The sequence below is a fragment of the Paenibacillus sp. 01T442 genome, assembly GCF_056398345.1.
This window is the reverse complement of the sequence record NZ_JBFTPF010000068.1, coordinates 1-19,749: the sequence shown is the minus strand read 5'-3', so window position 1 is coordinate 19,749 and position 19,749 is coordinate 1. Positions and strand designations below refer to the sequence as shown.

At 44.2% G+C, this 19,749-nt stretch carries 24 protein-coding genes and 1 pseudogene; 18 read left to right on the top strand and 7 right to left on the bottom strand.

What is annotated here, in order from left to right; genetic code table 11:
• Positions 1-92 precede the first annotated feature (92 nt).
• Positions 93-551 (top strand): Fur family transcriptional regulator, encoded by a 459-nt coding sequence (locus AC1DLM_RS28785; RefSeq protein WP_171635580.1) that lies wholly within the window; start codon positions 93-95, stop codon positions 549-551.
• Between the two features lie 79 nt (positions 552-630).
• Here AC1DLM_RS28785 and AC1DLM_RS28780 read toward each other — a convergent pair whose 3' ends face one another.
• Together AC1DLM_RS28780 and AC1DLM_RS28775 are read right to left on the bottom strand one after the other, a co-directional pair.
• The gene (locus tag AC1DLM_RS28780) at positions 631-1,698 is read right to left on the bottom strand and encodes a polysaccharide deacetylase family protein (protein WP_477571891.1); all 1,068 of its coding nucleotides are present in this window, start codon (positions 1,696-1,698) and stop codon (positions 631-633) included.
• A 122-nt stretch (positions 1,699-1,820) separates the two neighbouring features.
• On the bottom strand, positions 1,821-2,318 hold the full coding sequence (locus AC1DLM_RS28775; RefSeq protein ID WP_441991626.1) for a GNAT family N-acetyltransferase: 498 nt from the start codon (positions 2,316-2,318) through the stop codon (positions 1,821-1,823).
• Positions 2,319-2,471: 153 nt separating this feature from the next.
• Between AC1DLM_RS28775 and AC1DLM_RS28770 the strand changes: the two genes are divergently transcribed.
• Complete coding sequence (locus AC1DLM_RS28770) at positions 2,472-2,756, top strand: hypothetical protein (protein WP_056624777.1); 285 nt, start codon at positions 2,472-2,474, stop codon at positions 2,754-2,756.
• A gap of 82 nt (positions 2,757-2,838) precedes the next feature.
• Here the strand turns inward: AC1DLM_RS28770 and AC1DLM_RS28765 are convergent, their stop codons facing one another.
• Positions 2,839-3,009, bottom strand: coding sequence for a hypothetical protein (locus AC1DLM_RS28765; RefSeq protein ID WP_441991625.1), 171 nt, complete (start codon positions 3,007-3,009; stop codon positions 2,839-2,841).
• Positions 3,010-3,176: 167 nt separating this feature from the next.
• On the opposite strand from AC1DLM_RS28765, the gene AC1DLM_RS28760 reads away from it, so the two are divergent.
• Both AC1DLM_RS28760 and AC1DLM_RS28755 read left to right on the top strand, forming a co-directional pair.
• The gene (locus tag AC1DLM_RS28760) at positions 3,177-3,926 is read left to right on the top strand and encodes a hypothetical protein (RefSeq protein WP_441991624.1); all 750 of its coding nucleotides are present in this window, start codon (positions 3,177-3,179) and stop codon (positions 3,924-3,926) included.
• Positions 3,927-3,944: 18 nt separating this feature from the next.
• Positions 3,945-5,426, top strand: a complete 1,482-nt coding sequence (locus tag AC1DLM_RS28755; RefSeq protein WP_477571890.1) for a copper amine oxidase N-terminal domain-containing protein — start codon at positions 3,945-3,947, stop codon at positions 5,424-5,426.
• A 153-nt stretch (positions 5,427-5,579) separates the two neighbouring features.
• Here AC1DLM_RS28755 and AC1DLM_RS28750 read toward each other — a convergent pair whose 3' ends face one another.
• The 3 genes from AC1DLM_RS28750 to sda form a co-directional block, all read right to left on the bottom strand.
• Positions 5,580-6,011 (bottom strand): hypothetical protein, encoded by a 432-nt coding sequence (locus tag AC1DLM_RS28750; protein ID WP_441991622.1) that lies wholly within the window; start codon positions 6,009-6,011, stop codon positions 5,580-5,582.
• Between the two features lie 452 nt (positions 6,012-6,463).
• Positions 6,464-6,841 (bottom strand): hypothetical protein, encoded by a 378-nt coding sequence (locus AC1DLM_RS28745; RefSeq protein ID WP_441991621.1) that lies wholly within the window; start codon positions 6,839-6,841, stop codon positions 6,464-6,466.
• Positions 6,842-7,418: 577 nt separating this feature from the next.
• The gene (gene sda, locus AC1DLM_RS28740) at positions 7,419-7,568 is read right to left on the bottom strand and encodes a sporulation histidine kinase inhibitor Sda (RefSeq protein WP_441991674.1); all 150 of its coding nucleotides are present in this window, start codon (positions 7,566-7,568) and stop codon (positions 7,419-7,421) included.
• A 607-nt stretch (positions 7,569-8,175) separates the two neighbouring features.
• Between sda and rsmD the strand changes: the two are divergent.
• Positions 8,176-8,757, top strand: a pseudogene (gene rsmD, locus AC1DLM_RS28735) (16S rRNA (guanine(966)-N(2))-methyltransferase RsmD); the annotation flags it as partial.
• Between the two features lie 5 nt (positions 8,758-8,762).
• Entirely contained in the window at positions 8,763-9,275 is a 513-nt protein-coding gene (gene coaD / locus AC1DLM_RS28730; protein ID WP_441990614.1) for a pantetheine-phosphate adenylyltransferase, read from the top strand.
• A 36-nt stretch (positions 9,276-9,311) separates the two neighbouring features.
• On the opposite strand, the gene AC1DLM_RS28725 is transcribed toward coaD, so the two are convergent.
• Positions 9,312-10,583, bottom strand: coding sequence for a nucleoside recognition domain-containing protein (locus AC1DLM_RS28725; RefSeq protein WP_477571889.1), 1,272 nt, complete (start codon positions 10,581-10,583; stop codon positions 9,312-9,314).
• 122 nt (positions 10,584-10,705) lie between these two features.
• On the opposite strand from AC1DLM_RS28725, the gene AC1DLM_RS28720 reads away from it, so the two are divergent.
• The 12 genes from AC1DLM_RS28720 to AC1DLM_RS28665 all read left to right on the top strand — a co-directional run.
• Positions 10,706-11,827 carry a SepM family pheromone-processing serine protease gene (locus tag AC1DLM_RS28720; RefSeq protein ID WP_477571888.1) on the top strand — a complete coding sequence of 374 codons (1,122 nt, stop codon included), beginning with the start codon at positions 10,706-10,708 and terminating at the stop codon, positions 11,825-11,827.
• 87 nt (positions 11,828-11,914) lie between these two features.
• Positions 11,915-12,424: a YceD family protein gene (locus AC1DLM_RS28715; protein ID WP_441990551.1), complete on the top strand. Its 510-nt coding sequence runs from the start codon at positions 11,915-11,917 to the stop codon at positions 12,422-12,424.
• A 37-nt stretch (positions 12,425-12,461) separates the two neighbouring features.
• Positions 12,462-12,635, top strand: coding sequence for a 50S ribosomal protein L32 (gene rpmF, locus AC1DLM_RS28710; protein ID WP_441990550.1), 174 nt, complete (start codon positions 12,462-12,464; stop codon positions 12,633-12,635).
• Between the two features lie 118 nt (positions 12,636-12,753).
• The gene (gene fapR, locus AC1DLM_RS28705; RefSeq protein WP_477571887.1) at positions 12,754-13,368 is read left to right on the top strand and encodes a transcription factor FapR; all 615 of its coding nucleotides are present in this window, start codon (positions 12,754-12,756) and stop codon (positions 13,366-13,368) included.
• Complete coding sequence (gene plsX, locus AC1DLM_RS28700) at positions 13,352-14,356, top strand: phosphate acyltransferase PlsX (protein WP_441990549.1); 1,005 nt, start codon at positions 13,352-13,354, stop codon at positions 14,354-14,356. Before fapR ends, plsX begins: the two co-directional genes overlap by 17 nt.
• On the top strand, positions 14,353-15,339 hold the full coding sequence (locus tag AC1DLM_RS28695; RefSeq protein WP_056624827.1) for a beta-ketoacyl-ACP synthase III: 987 nt from the start codon (positions 14,353-14,355) through the stop codon (positions 15,337-15,339). The genes plsX and AC1DLM_RS28695 overlap by 4 nt, the downstream gene beginning before the upstream one ends.
• Before the next feature lie 69 nt (positions 15,340-15,408).
• Positions 15,409-16,359, top strand: coding sequence for an ACP S-malonyltransferase (gene fabD / locus AC1DLM_RS28690; protein ID WP_441990548.1), 951 nt, complete (start codon positions 15,409-15,411; stop codon positions 16,357-16,359).
• The gene (gene fabG / locus AC1DLM_RS28685) at positions 16,346-17,086 is read left to right on the top strand and encodes a 3-oxoacyl-[acyl-carrier-protein] reductase (RefSeq protein WP_171635750.1); all 741 of its coding nucleotides are present in this window, start codon (positions 16,346-16,348) and stop codon (positions 17,084-17,086) included. Before fabD ends, fabG begins: the two co-directional genes overlap by 14 nt.
• A gap of 85 nt (positions 17,087-17,171) precedes the next feature.
• On the top strand, positions 17,172-17,405 hold the full coding sequence (acpP, locus tag AC1DLM_RS28680) for an acyl carrier protein (protein WP_028558238.1): 234 nt from the start codon (positions 17,172-17,174) through the stop codon (positions 17,403-17,405).
• 91 nt (positions 17,406-17,496) lie between these two features.
• Positions 17,497-18,732, top strand: a complete 1,236-nt coding sequence (gene fabF, locus AC1DLM_RS28675) for a beta-ketoacyl-ACP synthase II (RefSeq protein ID WP_171635752.1) — start codon at positions 17,497-17,499, stop codon at positions 18,730-18,732.
• Between the two features lie 60 nt (positions 18,733-18,792).
• Positions 18,793-19,494 (top strand): ribonuclease III, encoded by a 702-nt coding sequence (gene rnc, locus AC1DLM_RS28670; RefSeq protein ID WP_477571886.1) that lies wholly within the window; start codon positions 18,793-18,795, stop codon positions 19,492-19,494.
• Positions 19,495-19,588: 94 nt separating this feature from the next.
• Positions 19,589-19,749 (top strand): AAA family ATPase (locus AC1DLM_RS28665; protein WP_477571895.1); only part of this gene is annotated, 161 nt, incomplete at its 3' end.

Below are 19,749 nucleotides of genomic sequence, written 5' to 3'. Positions count from 1 at the left end.
CGGTGCATACAATTTCCGTCATCGTTCTACACTTGACGCAAGTAGCCTATTTGCTGCACTATAATAGGAGAACATTTCAACACAGAGGGGTAATGCAAGTGAGTACGCATACGGATACGATTGATGAGATGCTAAGAGCGATGTCGCAGAAGGGCTGGCGCATTACAGAGCAGCGCAGAAGCTTAGCGACCTTATTCGCAGAATCGGGCAGTTACTTAGCGCCGAAGGATGTTTATGATCATATGAAAATAAAATATCCAGGCGTAAGCTTCGATACGGTGTATCGTAATCTCCGATTGTTGAGCGAGATGGGTGTTCTGGAGCAATTTCATTTGGCGGATGGCTTGAAGTTCAAAGCGAGTTGTTTGTCCCATCATCATCATCACATGATTTGCGTCAGCTGCGAGAAGACTGTGACGTTTGAGTTCTGTCCGATGAAGCTTGTAAAGGATTTGCCGGAGAGCTTTGAAATTCAAAGCCATCGGTTTGAAATATTTGGCTATTGTGCCGATTGTAAATCAGCCATGCCTGCCGCTCAGATGAGCGAGTAAATTTGACGGTACTATGCGCATAAAGAGCAAAAAGCAGTCTGCTGGGGATGAAGCCGGTAAGACTGCTTTTTGCTTTGCATTATTTGCTTTTGGTTACGTGTAGCAGCTCAGGAACTGTGACGAACGTGTAGCCAGCTGCCTTGAGCTTAGCAATTAACGGTCCAATGGCTTGCACGGTGCCTGACAGATCTTGGCTGTCTGCACCTCCAGAATGCTGGAGAATAATAGACCCGGGTTTCGTTTGCTGCATGATATTGTGAAGGACCTGATCGGAATTCAGTGATTTCCAGTCGAGGGAATCGACATTCCAGTTCACAATTAAGTAGTGATGATCTGCAATCCATTTGACCTGTTCTTCATTAATTGCGCCATAGGGGGGACGGATTAACCTAGGTGCGTAGCCGATAAGGTTGTGTAAAATGTTTTCTGTACTCTCAATTTGGTTTTGAAATTTATCCACAGAGAGCTTCGGTAAATTCTCATGGCTGTAGGAGTGGTTGCCGATGACATGCCCCTCATTGACGATTCGCTTGATGACATCGGGATGCGAGTTAGCCATAGCACCAAGTACGAAAAAGGTTGCTTTCACTTGATTTGCTTTTAAGGCATCAAGTACTTTCGGCGTAAACCGAGTATCGGGTCCATCGTCAAAGGTTAACGCGACTTTCTTCWCCTGACTGGAGCCGCGGAGCTTGAACGTGTCGGGATATTTAACAACCAGCTGAGAGAGTGTAAGCTTTTTCTGAGAATTTCTGACTTGGCCTTGATTTTTTTGAACGGGCAAAGAAGGACGCTTAGAGACTTCGGGTTGTGCTACAGGCCTTTTCGGATTGATCTTAGGCTTCAAGCTGGGAGTCAACGTAGGACGTGGAGCAAGTGTATGGTTTGGAGCTCGTGTAGGTGCTGTGGGCAACGCAGAAGCAGAGGGCGTGCTCGCGGGTGGCAACATGCTCAATCGCTTGGAACCGGAAGCATCTGTAATCAACGGGGACTCCGTAAAGTCCCTAATAGCCTCCATGGATGTCTGAGTGACATCTGGAGTCGAATGTTGGGTTGAGCTCTGATTTGGAAAAGACTTCGTTAAAGGCGTACCGCAGCTGGTTACAAGCAGACAAACGATGCTAAAGGACCAAAGCCGCTTGGTCATGACAATCCCCTCCGAGCATTTTATGACTATGCTCTAGGTTTTGTAAGGGGAGGCGAAATTATCCCGTGCAAATAACGGAAACAAATTGTTCTAGAGATGGGGCGCTTCACAAGGGGGACAGACTATGAAATAATTTTTTGAAACGTAACAATATCTAAAAATTGACCCCATTTGAAGCCAACCTCTCGATAGTGTGCACATTGTTGGTAGCCATTTCGGGTGAACATATGGATGCTAGCAGAATTATCCGCACAAACAGTTGCAATTATGGAATGGAAGCCGCGCGCCTTCGCGAACGCTTCTACATATTGAATAGAGGCAGATCCGATCCCTTTGCCAACGCATGCTGGATGAAGATAGATGGTCACTTCACCTGTTGTATCATAGGCTTGTTTTTTCTTATGGGGCATAATTTGAACATAACCTTGCAACTTCTCATCTAGCAGAATGACATACGTTTGATAACGAGGATTAGCGTGGACGACACTTTCTGTGAACTCGGGTAATGCAACAGGTTCTGTATGGAACGAATAGGTTGAATGAATAACGAAATGATTGTAAATATCCATCAGTAAAGGAATATCGGACGTTTCCAATGGCTTGAATGTTGGGGTAGACATGATGTGGGCACCTCACTCAGTTAAGAAGTCAATTTACAATATAAGTTCAACGGGGGAAGCTACTCCCCTGCTTCGAAATGACATTTTCAAATAGACATTCCGTCCTAATCCATGTATCTTGGATATATATCTACTAGAAATAGKGGGAGTCACATGTCKGGCAATTCAAGTTATATTCTCGTGATCGTCATTGGTGTTATCGTACTCGCTGGCCTKACTTACATGAATCTTCGCAAAATAAGCAAATCCACAGCCGATTTGACACAGCTTAAGAAAAGAACCCTTCTCTGGAGCGAAATTTCCCTTGCATTGTTCGTTGTGCAATTGTTTTTCCGTGATCGTAACGGCGGATTCTTATTGTTCTTCGGTATACTCACCCTGTTCACAGGGGCGCACTACTTAGGGGTCTTATATTATTCACGCAAAAGAAACCGATAAAAGTGAAGAGGCTCTCCACGTAGCGTGCTACGGAGGGGAGCCTCTATTTGATTATCTCAATCTATACGCCTGCACGGACGTTCTAGTCGTTCCAAGTCGTAGGCTTCGTCTTTGTCGGCGTTTTCCATTTCTGATACCATTTCTTCTTCTGCTTCTGTCCCATTAATGTTCGTAACTGCAACATCACAAGCTTAGCGCGGTCTTCATCGGCATACTTGTCACGTAGATTCTCAAATACAGGCTGATCTTTCATGGCTGACCTTCTTTTCTGACTGTAGGATGAATGCGAAAAGAGAATGTATGTTCTTGTTTTTTGATTATAGCATAAAATGGAATAGAGGATCAAGCCTACCAGAAGGAGAGCGTGTTGTAAATGTGGAATGTAAGTAGCAGTCAAACAAATTCCTAAGGAGGTGAACAATGAAAAGGTTTATTCTATTATTACTAGTACTCTCTGTCCCAGTTGGCGTAGCCGGAGCTGCTACTTTAAATGGAGATTTCGAAGGAAATCCTATTGTACAAGTAACATCCGAAGGACAACATTTAAAAGTCGATGAATTACCCGCAATGATTTATAAAGATCACACTGTTGTGCCCTTGTCTATGTTACGACAACTTGGGGTTCTCGTGACATGGAATCCCGCTACATATAGTGTAAATGTGACAATGCCTCAATCCGTCTCAGCCAACCCCTTAAATCCTGCCAAACAAGAATTAGAAAACTTGATGAATGTCTATCAATGGCTAAAGGATACGGATACAGCCTTGCTAACTTTCTCGCAACAACTTCAGCAGTATGCCAATTTAGCGAATGGAAATGAATTTACGAATCAATTAAATATGGATTTTGAAGAATTAATGAAACAATACAATGAATCCAGCCAAATAGCGCTAAATCTCATACAAACAGTAAGTAATTCAGATGATCTTAAATCCATTATTAAGAATGAGAGTGTTGCATTTAACAATGTTTTACAAACAAAGAATTTGCTATTGTTTAAACTTACAGGAAATAGTATGCCCGAATTCGAGAAACAATTTGGCATCAGCCTGCTTAACGCTACGCGTACGGCACAAAAAAACTTGAACAACACGAATGCAATCCTTCATGAACTGCAACGTAAGAATAACGAACTCTTGCAAGTCAAATCTTCTAATACAAGCACCTAGACTATAGGGGGATGAGATGTGTTGCATCGGGTATGTGTGATATTCGTGGCTTTTACAGCTATGCTGCTAAATAGTTATACCCTAACGAGTTATGCTAATGATGGGAAAAGCTCGGTCGGTGTAAAGATTCAATTGACCATAAACGATGTAACGGCAGTCGTAAATGGGCAGAAAACGACGCTTTCAACACCGCCTGTGTTGTTAAATAATACGACAATGGTTCCTCTTCGTTTTATTGCAGATGCCTTGAAGGCAGATTTGACATGGAATACAKAGGACCAGTCCATCACTCTCAAGTATGCGGGTCATTCGATACAACTTTCCATTGATAACAGAATTGTTCGTATTGATAATCAGAGTAAGACGCTAGAGCAGCCAGCAGTCATAATGAATAATACTACGCTAATGCCATTGCGATTTATTGCAGAAAACTTGAATCAGACGGTTGCTTTCAATGATGAAACGAAAACCATTATGATCACAACGCCTCATCCGAAAGCTGCGGAGATTCGTATAGACAACTTAATGACGGCTTCGAATATKGGTTTTACCTATAATTTCTTTGTCGAACGACCCAATGTGAATGTGATCAGTATGGCCTCCGATCAGCACAATCTGATTTATATTTTAGAGCGAAATGCAGCTACCGAGATGAGTTTTATCCTTCGTGTCTATAATGAAGTAACAGGTGAAATGAAAGTGATGTACAGCGGTTTTGATCAGAGCTTTAATTTTGACTATAGGGATCCGAAGTTTGGAGAGCAGCATATTAACGCCAGCATTCTCTCGCCGCGCAAACTTGTATATGATTCTAAATTGGAAAAGCTTTATTTAATGGCTACCAGTAGCTTTTCTTCTGATACCAGTGTATCTACCGTCATATATGAGATTGCACCCAATGTTCGAATGATGACATATACAATCGGGAAAACGACTTATCATCCAGGTAACTTTATGGTGACGCCCGATGGTCAGCATTTTTACTTCAGCGATATTCTTCACGATCACATATATGCAGGCGAATCTGGTCAGCAAGCAAACGTATTCATGTCCTTTACTCCTGAGAAGGATAATGTGAAACTGGCAGCCGTTGTGAATGGTGGTAAAGTGTTTGTTCTAGATGTATCTAAGCAATCGATTTTTGAACTGGAGGAATCCGGAAATCTGAGGTTCGTAGCCCCCATAGACATAAAGGAAGAGATTCTGAGGGTATACGAGGATAACGGAACTTTCTACGTCGAAGGGCAACGACAGATTTGGGAAGTAAAGACAACTGGTGAAACTCAGCCTTATGTTGGTTTGAAAGATATTGCTGCTTATAACACAGGTCTCTACCTCCCCAAAACCAATACGTACGATGCCAGTGCTTTCACGAATATGGGCTTTTCATTTGGATCGATGCTATCGTTTAACGTTTTTGCAATTAATCAACACGGTAATGTAGTGATGTATGACGGGTCATACCACCTGCTGAGAAGGATCAATGTTTATAAGCAATAAGGGTGGATCGTGTAGGGTGGTATATGAGAAGATTGTGGTGGCGTAATTGGGACAATGCTGTTCAGTTGAGTCGCAAAGAGGAGTGTTCGAGGAGTTTTTAGATGTTAAATGAAAAGAAGTCCCCCTCGTATAAAAAAGKGGACTTCTACTATTTTATGAAAGATCTTGAATTGTTGTAGAAACAGACTGGTTTTGATGTAAAGTTTTTTGTGCTTGTTGAAGCTCTTGTTCTGCTTGTTGTAGTTGTTGGGAACTTGAAGCAGCGAGCTGATGAGCTTGTTGTGCTAATTGGTCCGCTTGAACCGCAGTTTCAAGCGCTTGCGTAGCCTGTTGTGTCACTTGCTGATTTAATTGTTGCGATTCCTGAATTGTTTGTTGAGCTTGTTGCTCAACCTGTTGAGCTGTTTGATGAGGATTAATTGGATTTTGAGATTGAGTTTGAGTTGTTACAGTAGAAGTTAATGCTTGTGCTGCTTGAGCAGAAGGTGATTGGTTTGTAGCTTGTGTTACAGCATTAGCTGCTGCTTGAGCTGCTGCGTCAATGACCTGTTTAGTTTTGGCTTGATTACTGTTTTGGTTATACAATTTATTTTCCTCCTTTGATTGGGTGGTGTACCCTTCAATATAATGCGATAAAAGAGGCTTAAGTTATACTAAAAAATTCAAAATAGTTATTTGAAGAGTTGGTCTAGTATTTTGGTACAAAGTGGCTGCGTACAACGCCCATTAGATGAGTACAATATCTATGTTTTCAATTACTCAGATGGGTGGGCTAATGTCATGACAACACACGATAAACAACGAGAAAATCACGCTAAAGATCAAGAAGATAATAAACCGAATCATGGTAAAAGTAGAAAAAAGGGTAAGTAAATACTAAAGTAAAAAAAGCTCTTGGGGGAGTCCCTCAGGGGCTTTTTCTTTGTCCGATGCTTCTGGTACAAATCATTTTCAATGACTTGTCTATTGTTTTTAATATTCATAAATTAAATGATTAAGCTATCGTACCTCGTTTAGCTGAATATACAACGAGTTAACTATCCATTTATTGCTGTAATTAGGAAACAAATTGCAGTGAGAAAAGATAATGGTGTCATAATAAACTTTTCCTTTTTACTTTTGGACAAAGCATTCATTATGGTATTTACTATTAAATAAAATGAAAAAAAATAACATACTCCTTTTGCAATGGTTGTTAAAGCATCTATGGAGATTACATTCCCTGCTTGAAGTATAAAGATGATTGCAATCAACTGAATTAATACCGAAATTGCACATGCAACTCTCATTTGTTTTGGCATTACTTTATACTTACCGCCCATTGCAAACTCTCCGTAAGGTAAACCCATAGCTAACAATATGTACAAAATGGCAACCGCCAAAAATGTAATACTTCCAATTAATGCCAATACCACTTAGACACCCCGATTACATTTACTTTTTTCTTCCAATTCTTTATGTAGATAGTATAGCATTTACTCAAGAATCCTACCCGTTTAATAACCTTTATTGGCCTTAGGGAAAGTTAGCCTTATGTTTTTTTTGTTATTAAACCTCTGTTCAAAAAACGCTTGAATTGCTAATACGTCGTCAGTATACAATAAGAAGAAAAGTTCTTTTTATATATTGATGAGCAAAATTAATAATAATGGGATATGGGAATCTTCACGCTTCATCGGTCCCGAGTTTAAAGATGCTATTCGTCTGCAGCAGAAAGAKCTTAAGCGTATAAGCAGGCAGAATTCCGCTTAGATACGATCAATCCTTTTAATGGAGTAGAGGATTGGCAAGGGATTTGTTATAAGGATGTTTTGAAAGCAGAGTTGAGCAAAGAGTGGACTGAAGATGAGATGGCAGATCCATAAATTCTATTGTTAATGATCCCTTAGACTTTTTTAGCCTATAATTAACCATACCCTGCTAGTAAAGAACTAGCAGGGCTTTTTCTGGTGAAGGGTAGATCCCATTCKCCCATCATTTTTTAACTAGCAATTAGTATTCTTGCTCTTCCTTTGATGGTCGTGTAAAAGCAATGCCTCTGTTAATCAACTCTTTTTCAAGTAATTCAATAAACTCTTCACTTAGATTCATTATAAGAGCATCTTTGTACGCCGAAAGTAAAGCGTCGTCACTCAGCTTCAAATTGTATCTCAATATTACATCTCCCTGTAGCGAATGGGATTCAAACCCTCACCTTAGGTATTATGGACTATATGGAATATATTGGGTTGCATTTTTCGACAAAAAGCATTGAATCATTTGGAATGTCTAGATGAGAAAAGTTGCCGCGGCTTTATTAATGAAAGAAAAGAAAAGAAAAGATTGCGCAATGTAAGTCTACAGATAAGCTTGCTAGTAAGTGGATTTCCTGGTGGGAAGAAAATCCTCAGACTTTTCTGTTTCACAAATAGAAGCGAAAAAAGCCCGAAAGAGAAATCCACTTTTGGGCTTTTTTCGTTAATTTAATGTAGATAATGTAGATTTAGAACGATTATATTTCATTTGGTACCCTATATAAAATAATAACGGCGACTGCTTGCGCAGCCGCCTCATGGGAGAGGAGAAACCGGATGAAGAGCTTATGGGGAAACGTAAGCCTTCTCCGCGGTTGTCTACGACATTCTCTGATGTCGATAGTTCAAGGATGACCGCTTTACGGTAATTTTATACATCGCAGGGATAAATTTTTTGTGTCAGATTAGTGCTTGTGGTACGATAGCAAAAGAATGAACCAGCATGGAAGGGAAACGCACAGATGAGAGTGATTTCAGGCACGGCCAAAGGCAGGTCGTTAAAGGCTGTACCCGGTACAAGTACACGACCAACAACTGATAAAGTGAAGGAAGCGATCTTCAGTATGATCGGACCTTATTTCGATGGAGGGCAGGTGCTCGATCTGTTTGCCGGCACGGGTGGGCTAGGGATTGAAGCGCTGAGCCGTGGGATGGATAAGGCTGTTTTTATTGATATCGAGAAGAAAAGCATTGACACCATTGGGCACAATGTTGAAGTCGCCAAAGTGAAGGATCAGGTGGAGATTTACCGTACGGATGCGGCGAGAGCGTTGAAGGTACTGGCGAAGCGGGCAGAGAAGTTCCAACTTGTATTCCTCGATCCACCATACCGGATGAAAGGGATCGCTGAGCTGATGACGACGATGGAGGAACAAGCTATTGTGGAACCGGACGCGACGATCGTGGTCGAGCACGATGCTAAGGATGTATTGTTAGAAACCATAGGGGGCTTCAAGCAGCTACGTAGAGCAGACTATGGAGATACAGCTGTTACCATATTTAAACGCGACAACACATCCATAGGACTCAGTAATTGAAGGAGATGCACAGCATGATGAGGCAAGAACACGGTATTACAGTTGCAGTATATCCAGGTAGCTTTGACCCGGTTACCTATGGTCATCTTGATATTATACATAGAGCAGCAAAAGTATTTGATAAACTTATTGTAGCGGTGCTGAACAATACATCCAAAAATGCGTTATTCACCCTGGAAGAGCGCATGGAACTGCTTCGCAAGGTAACAGCGGATCTTCCCAATGTGGAGATCGATGGTTTTCGTGATCTGATGGTCAATTATATGAAACAACGTAATGTCAGACTTATCGTTCGTGGACTTCGGGCCGTTTCAGATTTTGAGTATGAATTGCAAATGGCATCGACCAATCACAAGTTGAACCCAGATGTGGAAACGTTTTTTATGACGTCCAAGCCACAGTTTTCGTATTTGAGCTCAAGCATCGTGAAAGAGATTGCCAAGTTCCATGGACCTGTCGAGGATCTGGTACCAGCAGAAGTGGAAGAGGAACTACGCAAAAAATTCCCTCAGACCTAGAAGCTAGATCGAAAGGAATTTCAAGATAAAGTTTGGTTAATCCACTACTTTCCTCTGGAAGAGGCGCAGGCCAACCGATACGAGCAGCATAAAGGTGAAAATGAAAAGGAATTGCATCAGCATTGGTCCCCATAGGCCCCATGCCGTTTCGCCGTTCAAGGGGAAGGGGKCCGCGGCAGCTGAATTGCTCGCTAAGTCTAGTCGGAGAAAGCTGGGCTCTGTATCTAACAAGAGCAGCTGCAATGGTTTCCAGAGCAGAATTGTTGTGAATAGGGCAAGTACAGCGTGCAGCGCGCGAGACTGCAGGAAAAATGTATATCTAGCATCGGTTTTCTGATGGAAACCAGCAACCTGTGCGTGGGCGGACAAGCCTCCCCAACCGAGGAAGGCACTGAGCAGTGCCATTTGCGGCAGAAGCGAGAGATCCTTTGCTTGGCTAAAAGCATAGGCACCAAGGTGAATTTCCATCAATCCTTTGATCCATTGCGGTGTTGTGTCTGTGAAAATACCCATGAAGCTAAGAAGGAATTGCGTGACGGGACGAAGGATATCGGCAAAATGAGTGATGGAGATTACGTTGATTAGTACGGAAAATATCATCATGTATCCGCCAATCAACATTAGCGTTTGTACAGCGGAGGTTACTGCATCTCCGAGAAGCTTACCGAAAGCACGTCCATCTTCCCAATACGCTTGGCGCATGGTCATGAGGGCAGATTTCACAATAGAAGTCGATTCCTTCGGTTTCAATACCAGTTTTTTTGCTTCAAGAGGGGCGATGGATTGCTTGTTTTGTCGCATCACGAATCCTGTTGCGAAAGCGGAAATATAATGAATAATCGCAAGTAGGATCCCTAGTTTGGCGTTGTGAAGGAATCCAATCCCGATAACCATGATTAGGAATAACGGACTGCACAAATGCGAGAGGGCCGTTAACCGCTCTGTTTCCGTACGTGTAAGAAGGTTTTTTTCGCGCAGCGATGCAGTAATTCTAGCCCCMGCTGGAAATCCTATAACAAAGCCTGATGCCAATGCCCAGCCGCTAACGCCGGGAAGGCGGAAAATAAAGCGCATTAGCGGTTCTAGGAGCACGCCTGTGCCTTGAATGACACCGAAGCCAATTAAGAGCTCGGCCATAATAAGGAAAGGCATCAAGGCGGGAAAGACGAGCTTCCACCAAATAGTCAGCCCTTCGAGAGAAGACTGAAAAGCTTTGTCAGGAAATAGAATGACAGATATAACGACCAGTCCAGCCAAAGCTCCCAACACCAGTGTGGTGAGTTTGGCATGGAATCTTGCATTAGGCATAGCATCACCTCGTCCATCGAACATGCTTCATTGTACGCAAGTAGGCAAGCGATTAGACCAAGCTTTCATCGAGAATAGGTGGGTCAAACAACAAGTGAAAGCAACAGGAAAGGGGAACCTGTATGGATAAGGAAGAAGAGAGCACGATTCGTACGTGGTCGAATGATTCATATCGATATCCGAGAAGCTCGGCGACAAGACGTTACCTAGTTTCTGCGCTCGTAGKGATCATTATTGTATATTTGCTGTTTTTTGTGCGTTTGCCTTATTTTGTTTTTATGCCGGGGACTGCAGAAGAAATCAAGCCGATGGTGTCGATTTCCAAGAGCACTGGCCCGGAAAAAGGGCAGCTTATGCTAACGACCGTGCGCGTAGCTGATGCTAATGTGGTGAACTATTTGGTGGGACTCGTTCATCCGTATGAAGAAATCCAGCCCAAAACGTCTGTACTCAAGCAAGGAGAATCCGAGCAAGAGYATTCACAGCGTCAKGAATACGTCATGTTAACCTCACAGGCTAGTGCGATTCAAGCAGCTTATAGGGAGGCCAAGATCCCTTTTCATATTGATCATGAAGGCGTGATGGTTCTTCAAACAGTCCCAGGTTTATCGGGTGAGAAGGTACTGAAACCAGGTGATGTGCTTTTGAAGGCAGGGGACAAAGAGGTGAAAGTAGCGCAGGATCTACTAGACTCTCTCGCGGGCAAAAAAGCAGGCGACACCATCTCCATTACGTATGCTAGGAAGAAAACTGAAATGCAGACGACGCTGACGTTGGGTGCGTTGCCGCTACAAGAGGGAGAAAAGGTGCAGCGGGCAGGGATTGGTGTCGTTCCAGCGGGGATGCAATCGGTAAAGGCTGATCTGGAGGATCAGCAGGTGTCAATTAAAGCCGGAGATATTGGAGGGCCGTCAGCTGGCCTCATGTTTTCATTAGAGATATTCAATCAGCTTGTACCTGAGGATATTACGAAGGGGTATCGCATTGCGGGAACGGGAACAATAGAAGCAGATGGCACCGTAGGACCGATTGGCGGTATTCAACATAAGATTATTGCTGCGGATCGGGAAAAGGCAGAAATTTTCTTTGCACCCAAAAATATGACCTACAAAGACGGGACCAAGATTGAGAATTATGCCGATGCGGTCAAAAGAGCAAAGCAAATCAAGACGAAGATGAAAATCGTCGAGATTGGCACGATGGAAGATGCCTTGAAATATCTTGCAGCTTTGCCTCCGAAATAAGTCATATCTAGCTCAAATAATATTATTTAAATTGACAAAAGGTATGCATAATGGATATAATAATCTTTGTTTGTTTGGGGTGATATCATGCAAATTCGTTTTAGAGAGCTATCTCTGCAAGGGCAATCGGTACCAATGAGCGAAGTTATGAATTTGACGGAGCCTTTCGAGGGTCGTCAAGACATTCTTAGCCATGGACCTGTTCATGCGAATCTTCATGCAAAGTATGAAGAAGGAGTAGTTAAAGTTAACGGTTCGTTAACGCTAGACTTGGAGTTAAGCTGTTCCCGATGCTTAACGCACACTAACCAAACTATTAAGCTTCCATTCAAGGAAGTTTTCATGCAAAAGCCGGAAGAAGAAGATCCAGAGCTAGACGAGGATATTCATCTGGTGGTTGGGGATAAAGTAGATTTGGAGCCTTACGTTGTAGAGAATGTAGTGGTCGGTTTACCGTACATACCACTTTGTGACGAAGTGTGCAAAGGTCTGTGTCCCGTGTGCGGAGAAAATCGCAATCAACGTGATTGCGGCTGTAAGCAGGATAAGATTGATCCTAGACTTGCAGGTCTCGCGGACTTTTTTAACAAAGAATAAGGCAACGCCGAAATTCGTATAAGGAGGTGTTTTGAATATGGCAGTACCTCAAAGAAGAACGTCCAAAACTCGTCGCGACAAGCGCCGTACTCACTTTAAATTGGAAGTTCCAGGCATGGTGAAATGTGACCAATGTGGAGAACTGAAGCTAGCACACCACGTGTGCAAGTCTTGCGGAACTTACAAAAGCAGAGAGATCGTAAAAGCATAAGATTGGACATAGTACTTCATCCTAGGTGAGGTGCTATTTTTTTTGCTTTCTTTTTGGTTGTAAATTTAATATACTACAGTTTAGTATCTGGTAATAAGATGAGATCTCACGAGATAAGGTGGTGCTTACCATCGAACGCCTTCCTAAACGACAAAGGCAGCAGCAATTGCTGCAAGCCATTGAAGCGAACCCATTTATGACGGATGAGGAATTGATGCGAACGTTTGGGGTTAGTATCCAAACTGTCCGCTTGGATCGATTAGAGCTCGGTATTCCTGAATTKCGGGAACGTATGAAGCATATGGCCGTCAAGACGTATGATCCTGTACGTTCACTTCCAATTGATGAAGTTATTGGAGAAGTCATTGACTTACAGTTGGATCAGAGCGGTATTTCGATTTTTGAAATTAAAGAAGACCATATTTTTTCCAGAACCAAAATTGCCAGAGGACATCACATTTTCTCACAAGCCAACTCGTTGGCTGTTGCTGTCATCGACGATCCGATTGCATTAACAGCTTCGGCTGATATTCGATTTGTTCGGTCAGTAAAGCTGGGAGAGAAGTGTGTCGCCAAAGCCTATGTGCGATCTGTTTCCAAAGGGAAAGCACGTGTGGAGGTGTTCACTTATGTGGGCGAAGAGACGGTGTTTCGAGGCAACTTTGTCATCTTTCATTCGAAGAAAGAGCAACATCTAGATAGGGAGGACAAGCTCCATGCGGATCGCGATTGATGCAATGGGCGGAGATCATGCGCCTAAGATCGTAGTTGAGGGTGCTCTCGCAGCGGCGAAAGAGTGGAAGGATGTACATATCATTCTAGTCGGCAACAGCGCAGCAATAGAAGCTCACCTCACAGAGAGGCCGGATAACCTAACGATTCGTCACGCGGAAGAAGTCATTGAAGCCGAGGATGAGCCGGTTAAAGCGGTTCGTCGGAAGAAAGACGCTTCCATGGTTGTGGCAGGAAGACTAGTTCGAGAGAAAGAAGCAGAAGCTATGATTTCTGCAGGCAATACTGGCGCATTAATGACGACTGGATTGCTTGTTGTAGGAAGAATTCCTGGTATTGAACGTCCAGCATTAGCGCCAATGATCCCGACGATGGATGGACATGGCGTGCTTGCTTTGGATTTGGGAGCGAATATGGATGCAACCCCAGAGCAATTGATCCAATATGCGATTATGGGCAGCATTTATCGTTCCAAAGTACATGGTGTTGACAAACCACGCGTAGGATTGTTGAATGTAGGGACGGAATCGACCAAAGGGAATGAATTAACCAAAACAGCATATCCTTTATTGGAACAAGCTCCGATTCATTTTGTGGGTAATGTAGAGTCCTCGCAGGTGCTGCGCGCGCAATGTGACGTTATTGTTTGCGATGGCTTTGCTGGAAATATTATGTTGAAAACATTGGAGGGCGCTGCGTCCACCATTTTCTCAGCTTTAAAGCAGGAATTTACGAAATCCATATTCACCAAGCTTGCAGCAGCCGTGTTGAAGCCTGGGTTGACGCAATTCCGCAAGAAGTTGGATTATAATGAACATGGAGCTGCACCTTTTCTAGGTATTGATGGACTAGTCCTCAAAAGTCATGGTTCATCCGATGCAAATGCCATTAAGAATGCCGTACGTCAAGCAAGAATCGCGTTACAGAATGATTTGGTTGGCACCATATCTGCCGAAATTAGCCGCGGGAAGCGAGATATAACAACATGAACTTAATACCGGTTGGGGTACTCGGAACGGGTAAATATGTACCAGAACGCATTTTAACGAATCAAGAACTAGAGACCATGGTGGAAACGAATGATGAGTGGATCGTATCCCGAACAGGCATCCGTGAAAGAAGAATCGCAGCAGAAGGACAAGCTACGTCTGATCTCTGTTTCGAAGCTTCCAAAGTAGCGTTGTCGAATGCAGGGATTACAGCAGATCAACTCGATTTGATCATTGTAGCAACGATTACACCGGATATGTCATTCCCTTCAACAGCATGTATTCTTCAAGAGAAACTGGGAGCGAAGAAAGCAGCGGCGTTCGACTTGTCAGCAGCTTGTTCAGGTTTCGTCTATGGACTAGCGAACGCTACTAATTTCATCGCTACAGGTACATATAAATATGCGCTTGTCATTGGCGCAGATTGTTTGTCCAAAATTACCGATTACACGGACCGCAATACCTGCATTTTATTTGGAGATGGAGCGGGCGCAGTTGTGATTGGCGAAGTGCCGGAAGAAAGAGGCTTCAAATCCTTTGAATTAGGCGCTGACGGTACCGGAGGTCCTCTTCTGAAAATTGAAGGCGGCGGTTCTCGTAATCCTGCTTCGCAGAACTCTCTTGACCAACGTTTGCACTATATTTATATGGCGGGCGCTGAAGTATTTAAGTTTGCTGTTCGCATTATGGGGAATGCTGCGGATGAAGCTCTTCGTAAAGCGGGTTGGGAGAAAACCGATATTGATCTGCTTGTACCTCACCAAGCCAATATGAGAATTATTCAATCCTCACTGAATCGCTTGGAATTATCGGAAGACAAATGTATGATTAATTTGGACAAGTATGGTAATATGTCAGCTGCTTCCATTCCAGTTGCCTTAGCAGAAGCTTCCGAACAAGGCAGATTAAACGAAGGTGATCGACTTATCTTAGTTGGATTTGGCGGCGGACTCACTTGGGGTGCGACAGCACTAGTTTGGTAATTAGTTTGATGAACTTATTTATGATGTAAAAATGACTGATTATATCGTGGAAGGGGATCCTTTTCTCGTATGGGTAAAATAGCATTTGTATTTCCGGGCCAAGGCTCTCAATCCGTTGGTATGGGAGCTGACCTATATGGCGCGTTGCCAGCTGCCAAGGACTATTTCGACCGCGCGAATGAAGCGCTAGGTTTTTCTTTGTCTGATTTGATCTTCCAAGGTCCAGAGGACCAACTGAAGATCACATACCACACGCAGCCCGCGCTGCTAACGACAAGCATCGCTTGTCTGGAAGCGTTCAAGGCTGCTGGCATCACCCCGGACTATGTCGCAGGACATAGTCTGGGTGAGTACAGCGCGCTCGTCGCAGCCGGCGTGCTCGCGTTCGAAGACGCGGTCCGCACGGTGCGGGCCCGTGGCGAGTTCATGGAGCAGGCCGTCCCTGGCGGCCTGGGTGCCATGGCAGCCGTGCTGGGAGCCGAGCGCGGAGCGCTGACGGAGCTTTGCACGGCAATCACCAGCGGCGGCTCCGTCGTGGAGCTCGCCAATGTGAACTGCCCGGGACAGATTGTCGTCTCGGGCAGTAAGGAAGGCGTTGCAGCGGTTTTTGAGCGCTGCAAGGAAGCTGGCGCGAAGCGTGCCATCCCGCTTGAAGTGAGCGGGCCGTTTCACTCGTCCCTCATGAAGCCGGCCTCGGAGCGCCTCGCAGAGGTGCTCGCGTCCATCGAGATGAAGGATGCAGCCGTGCCCGTTGTCGCCAACGTAACGGCTCGTCCTGTGACCCAGCCGAGCGATATACGCGGCTTGCTGGTAGAGCAGGTGTATTCCCCTGTACTTTGGGAAGACACGATCTCGTACTTGATCAGCGAAGGCGTAGATACGTTCATCGAGCTTGGCTCGGGAACGGTACTTGCCGGCTTAATCAAGAAAGTCGACAAAACGGTGAAAACCGTGTCGATCGGCAGTCTGGAAGCGCTGGACAAGTACAAGCAGGAGGTGCTCAATCATGTTAACGGGTAAAGTGGCGCTAGTCACAGGAGCTTCACGTGGCATTGGGCGGGCAATTGCTTTGCATTTGGCCGAGCATGGAGCCGATGTAGTGGTCAACTACGCAGGTAGTGAAGCCGCTGCTGGTGAGGTTGTAGCTGCGATTGAAGCGATGGGCCGCAAAGCAATTAAATTGCGCGCAGACGTGAGCAGCTATCAAGAATCTGACGATCTTGTGAAGCAAACGTTAGAAGTTTTTGGTAAAATTGATATTCTCGTGAATAATGCGGGCATAACAAGAGACAATTTAATCATGCGAATGAAAGAAGAAGAATTCGATCAAGTGATCGCTACCAATCTCAAAGGCGTGTTCAACTGTGTCAAAGCCGTTACACGTCCAATGATGAAGCAGCGCTTCGGTCGAATTATCAATATATCTTCTGTAGTTGGTGTGCTCGGTAACCCCGGTCAAGCCAACTATGTAGCAGCAAAAGCAGGTGTAATCGGACTAACGAAAGCTACAGCGAGAGAGCTATCCTCGCGTGGCATTACCGTGAACGCCGTTGCCCCAGGCTTTATTGAAACCGATATGACAGACAAATTGTCTGCTGAGATGCGTGAACAAATGCTGAAGCAAATCCCGCTGGAACGCCTTGGGCAGCCAGAGGAAATTGCGAAGGTAGTTCGCTTCTTAGCTTCTGACGATGCCTCATACATGACAGGGCAAACGCTCCATGTAGATGGCGGAATGTACATGTAAGTTTCTGTAAAATGAGAATCTCAAAATTGTCTACTGGCAATCTGTCAAAGATTCTCGTATAATACCAAATGAGGAGGTGAACCGGATGTCCGACGTATTGGATCGTGTTAAACGAATTGTAGTCGATCGTCTAGGGGTTGATGAAGCTGAAGTCACCCTCGAAGCATCTTTCAAAGAAGACCTAGGTGCTGATTCTCTCGATGTAGTTGAATTAGTAATGGAATTAGAAGATGAGTTCGATTTAGAAATTTCAGATGAAGATGCTGAGAAGATTACGACAGTAGGAGAAGTTACGAATTACATAAAATCTCATACGTAATAGTCTACAGAGTCCCGTTTCTAATAAAGACGGGACTTCTCTCCATTCTCACTAACAAAAAATATGAATGACTACATAGAAGGTGGTACAAATGAACAGAGTTGTAATTACAGGTATGGGCGTAGTTACTGCCCTTGGTCAAGATTTAGAAACATTCTGGGGAAACCTCTCTTCAGGTAAATCTGGAGTAGGTTTGATTGAGAATTTTGATGTAAGCGAATACCCAACACAGATAGCGGCTGAAATTAAAGACTTCAATATTGAGAACTATGTGGATCGCAAGGAATCTCGCCGGATGGACCGTTTCGTTCAATTCGCAGTTGCAGGCGCTTTAAATGCACTCAAGGATGCGAATTTGAATGTGAAGGAAGATACGGATCCGGAGCGCGTAGGCGTTTCAGTTGGATCAGGCATTGGCGGTTTGAATACATGGGAAGAGCAGCATCGCATTTTGTTAGAAAAGGGTCCTAAACGTGTGTCTCCTTTCTTTATCCCGATGATGATTGCGAATATGGCATCTGGTCATGTATCGATGGTCACGGGAGCGAAAGGGCCGAACTCCACAGCTGTAACGGCTTGTGCAACRGGCACGCACTCCATTGGTGATTCTTTCAAAATGATTCAACGTGGCGATGCAGACGTGATGATTTGCGGTGGTGCTGAAGCAACTATTACGCCGATTGGTGTAGCAGGTTTCTGTGCACTGCGTGCGATGTCAACGCGCAATGAAGAACCGCATTTGGCAAGTCGTCCTTTCGATACAGGTCGAGATGGCTTTGTTATGGGTGAAGGCGCTGGTGTACTCATTCTGGAGTCATTAGAGCATGCTCAGAAGCGTGGCGCGCGTATCTATGCAGAAGTTATCGGCTACGGCATGAGCGGTGACGCTTATCATATGACAGATCCAGACCCAGATGGCGCTGCGCGTTGTATGGTGAAAGCGATCAAGGATGCAGGGATTACGCCTGATGCGATTTCTTACATTAATGCACACGGCACATCAACGCCTGTTGGTGATAAATCAGAAACGATTGCCATCAAGAAAGCGCTAGGTGATCATGCTTATAAGGTTGCTGTTAGCTCGACGAAATCCATGACAGGTCATTTACTTGGCGCTGCGGGCGGTGTGGAAGCTGTCATTTGTGGATTAACAATCGCAAATAAGCTTATCGCGCCTACAATTAACTTGGATAATCAAGATCCAGAGTGTGATTTGGATTATGTACCGAACAAAGCACGTGAAGCGAACGTAGATATTGCGATGTCGAACTCCTTCGGTTTCGGCGGTCATAATGCCACGATCATCATGAAAAAATTTCAAGCATAATTACCATGCCAGTGACGAAAGATAACGGAATATCATTCTCTCCGGGTGGTGAAGTACGACGTGAACCGTGAAATTAAAGATTTACAGAAGCAGTTAGGTGTTTCTTTTCGCAAAATGGAGCTGTTGAAACAAGCTTTCACACATTCTTCCTATGTGAATGAACATCGCATTGCTGGACATAAAGACAACGAACGGCTGGAGTTTCTTGGAGATGCCGTACTCGAATTAACAGTTTCGGAATTTTTATATGAATCTTATCCTGGGCGTTCAGAAGGTGAATTAACGAAGCTGAGGGCATCCATTGTCTGCGAGCCGTCGCTCGTGACATTTGCCGAAGATTTGGATTTTGGATCTTTCGTCTTATTAGGCAAAGGAGAAGAGTTGACGGGAGGACGCTCTCGGCCAGCATTGTTGGCAGATGTGTTTGAATCCTTTGTTGGCGCTTTATATCTAGATCAAGGATTGGATACGGTAAAAGCGTTTCTACAGAAGCATGTATTCGCCAAAATCTCCAGTGAGGGCAAGCTGCTTGTGATTGATTACAAGACACAATTACAAGAGCATACCCAACATCATAATATGGGTTCCTTGGAATACCGAATTGTGAATGAACGTGGGCCAGCACATGAGCGAGAGTTCGTTGCAGAAGTGCACATKGATAGCGAGCTTCTKGGAACTGGTGCAGGTCGTTCTAAGAAAGAGGCGGAACAGCAGGCTGCTGCTGGTGCACTGTCCAAATTAAACGTGACTGTACTACGATAGTGGAATAACCAGAAGAGGCGGCAGCTGCTGCCTTTTTTGTTTTTTTCTCTTATTTTGATAGGTGATATGTTACAATACTTTTTGAGGTGAGACCATGTTTTTGAAACGGATCGAATTATCCGGATTTAAATCATTCGCGGATCGGACGGAACTCGAATTTGTACGAGKCATAACCGCGGTTGTAGGTCCTAACGGGAGTKGGAAGAGTAATATCTCAGACGGGATCCGTTGGGTGTTAGGAGAACAGAGTGCGAA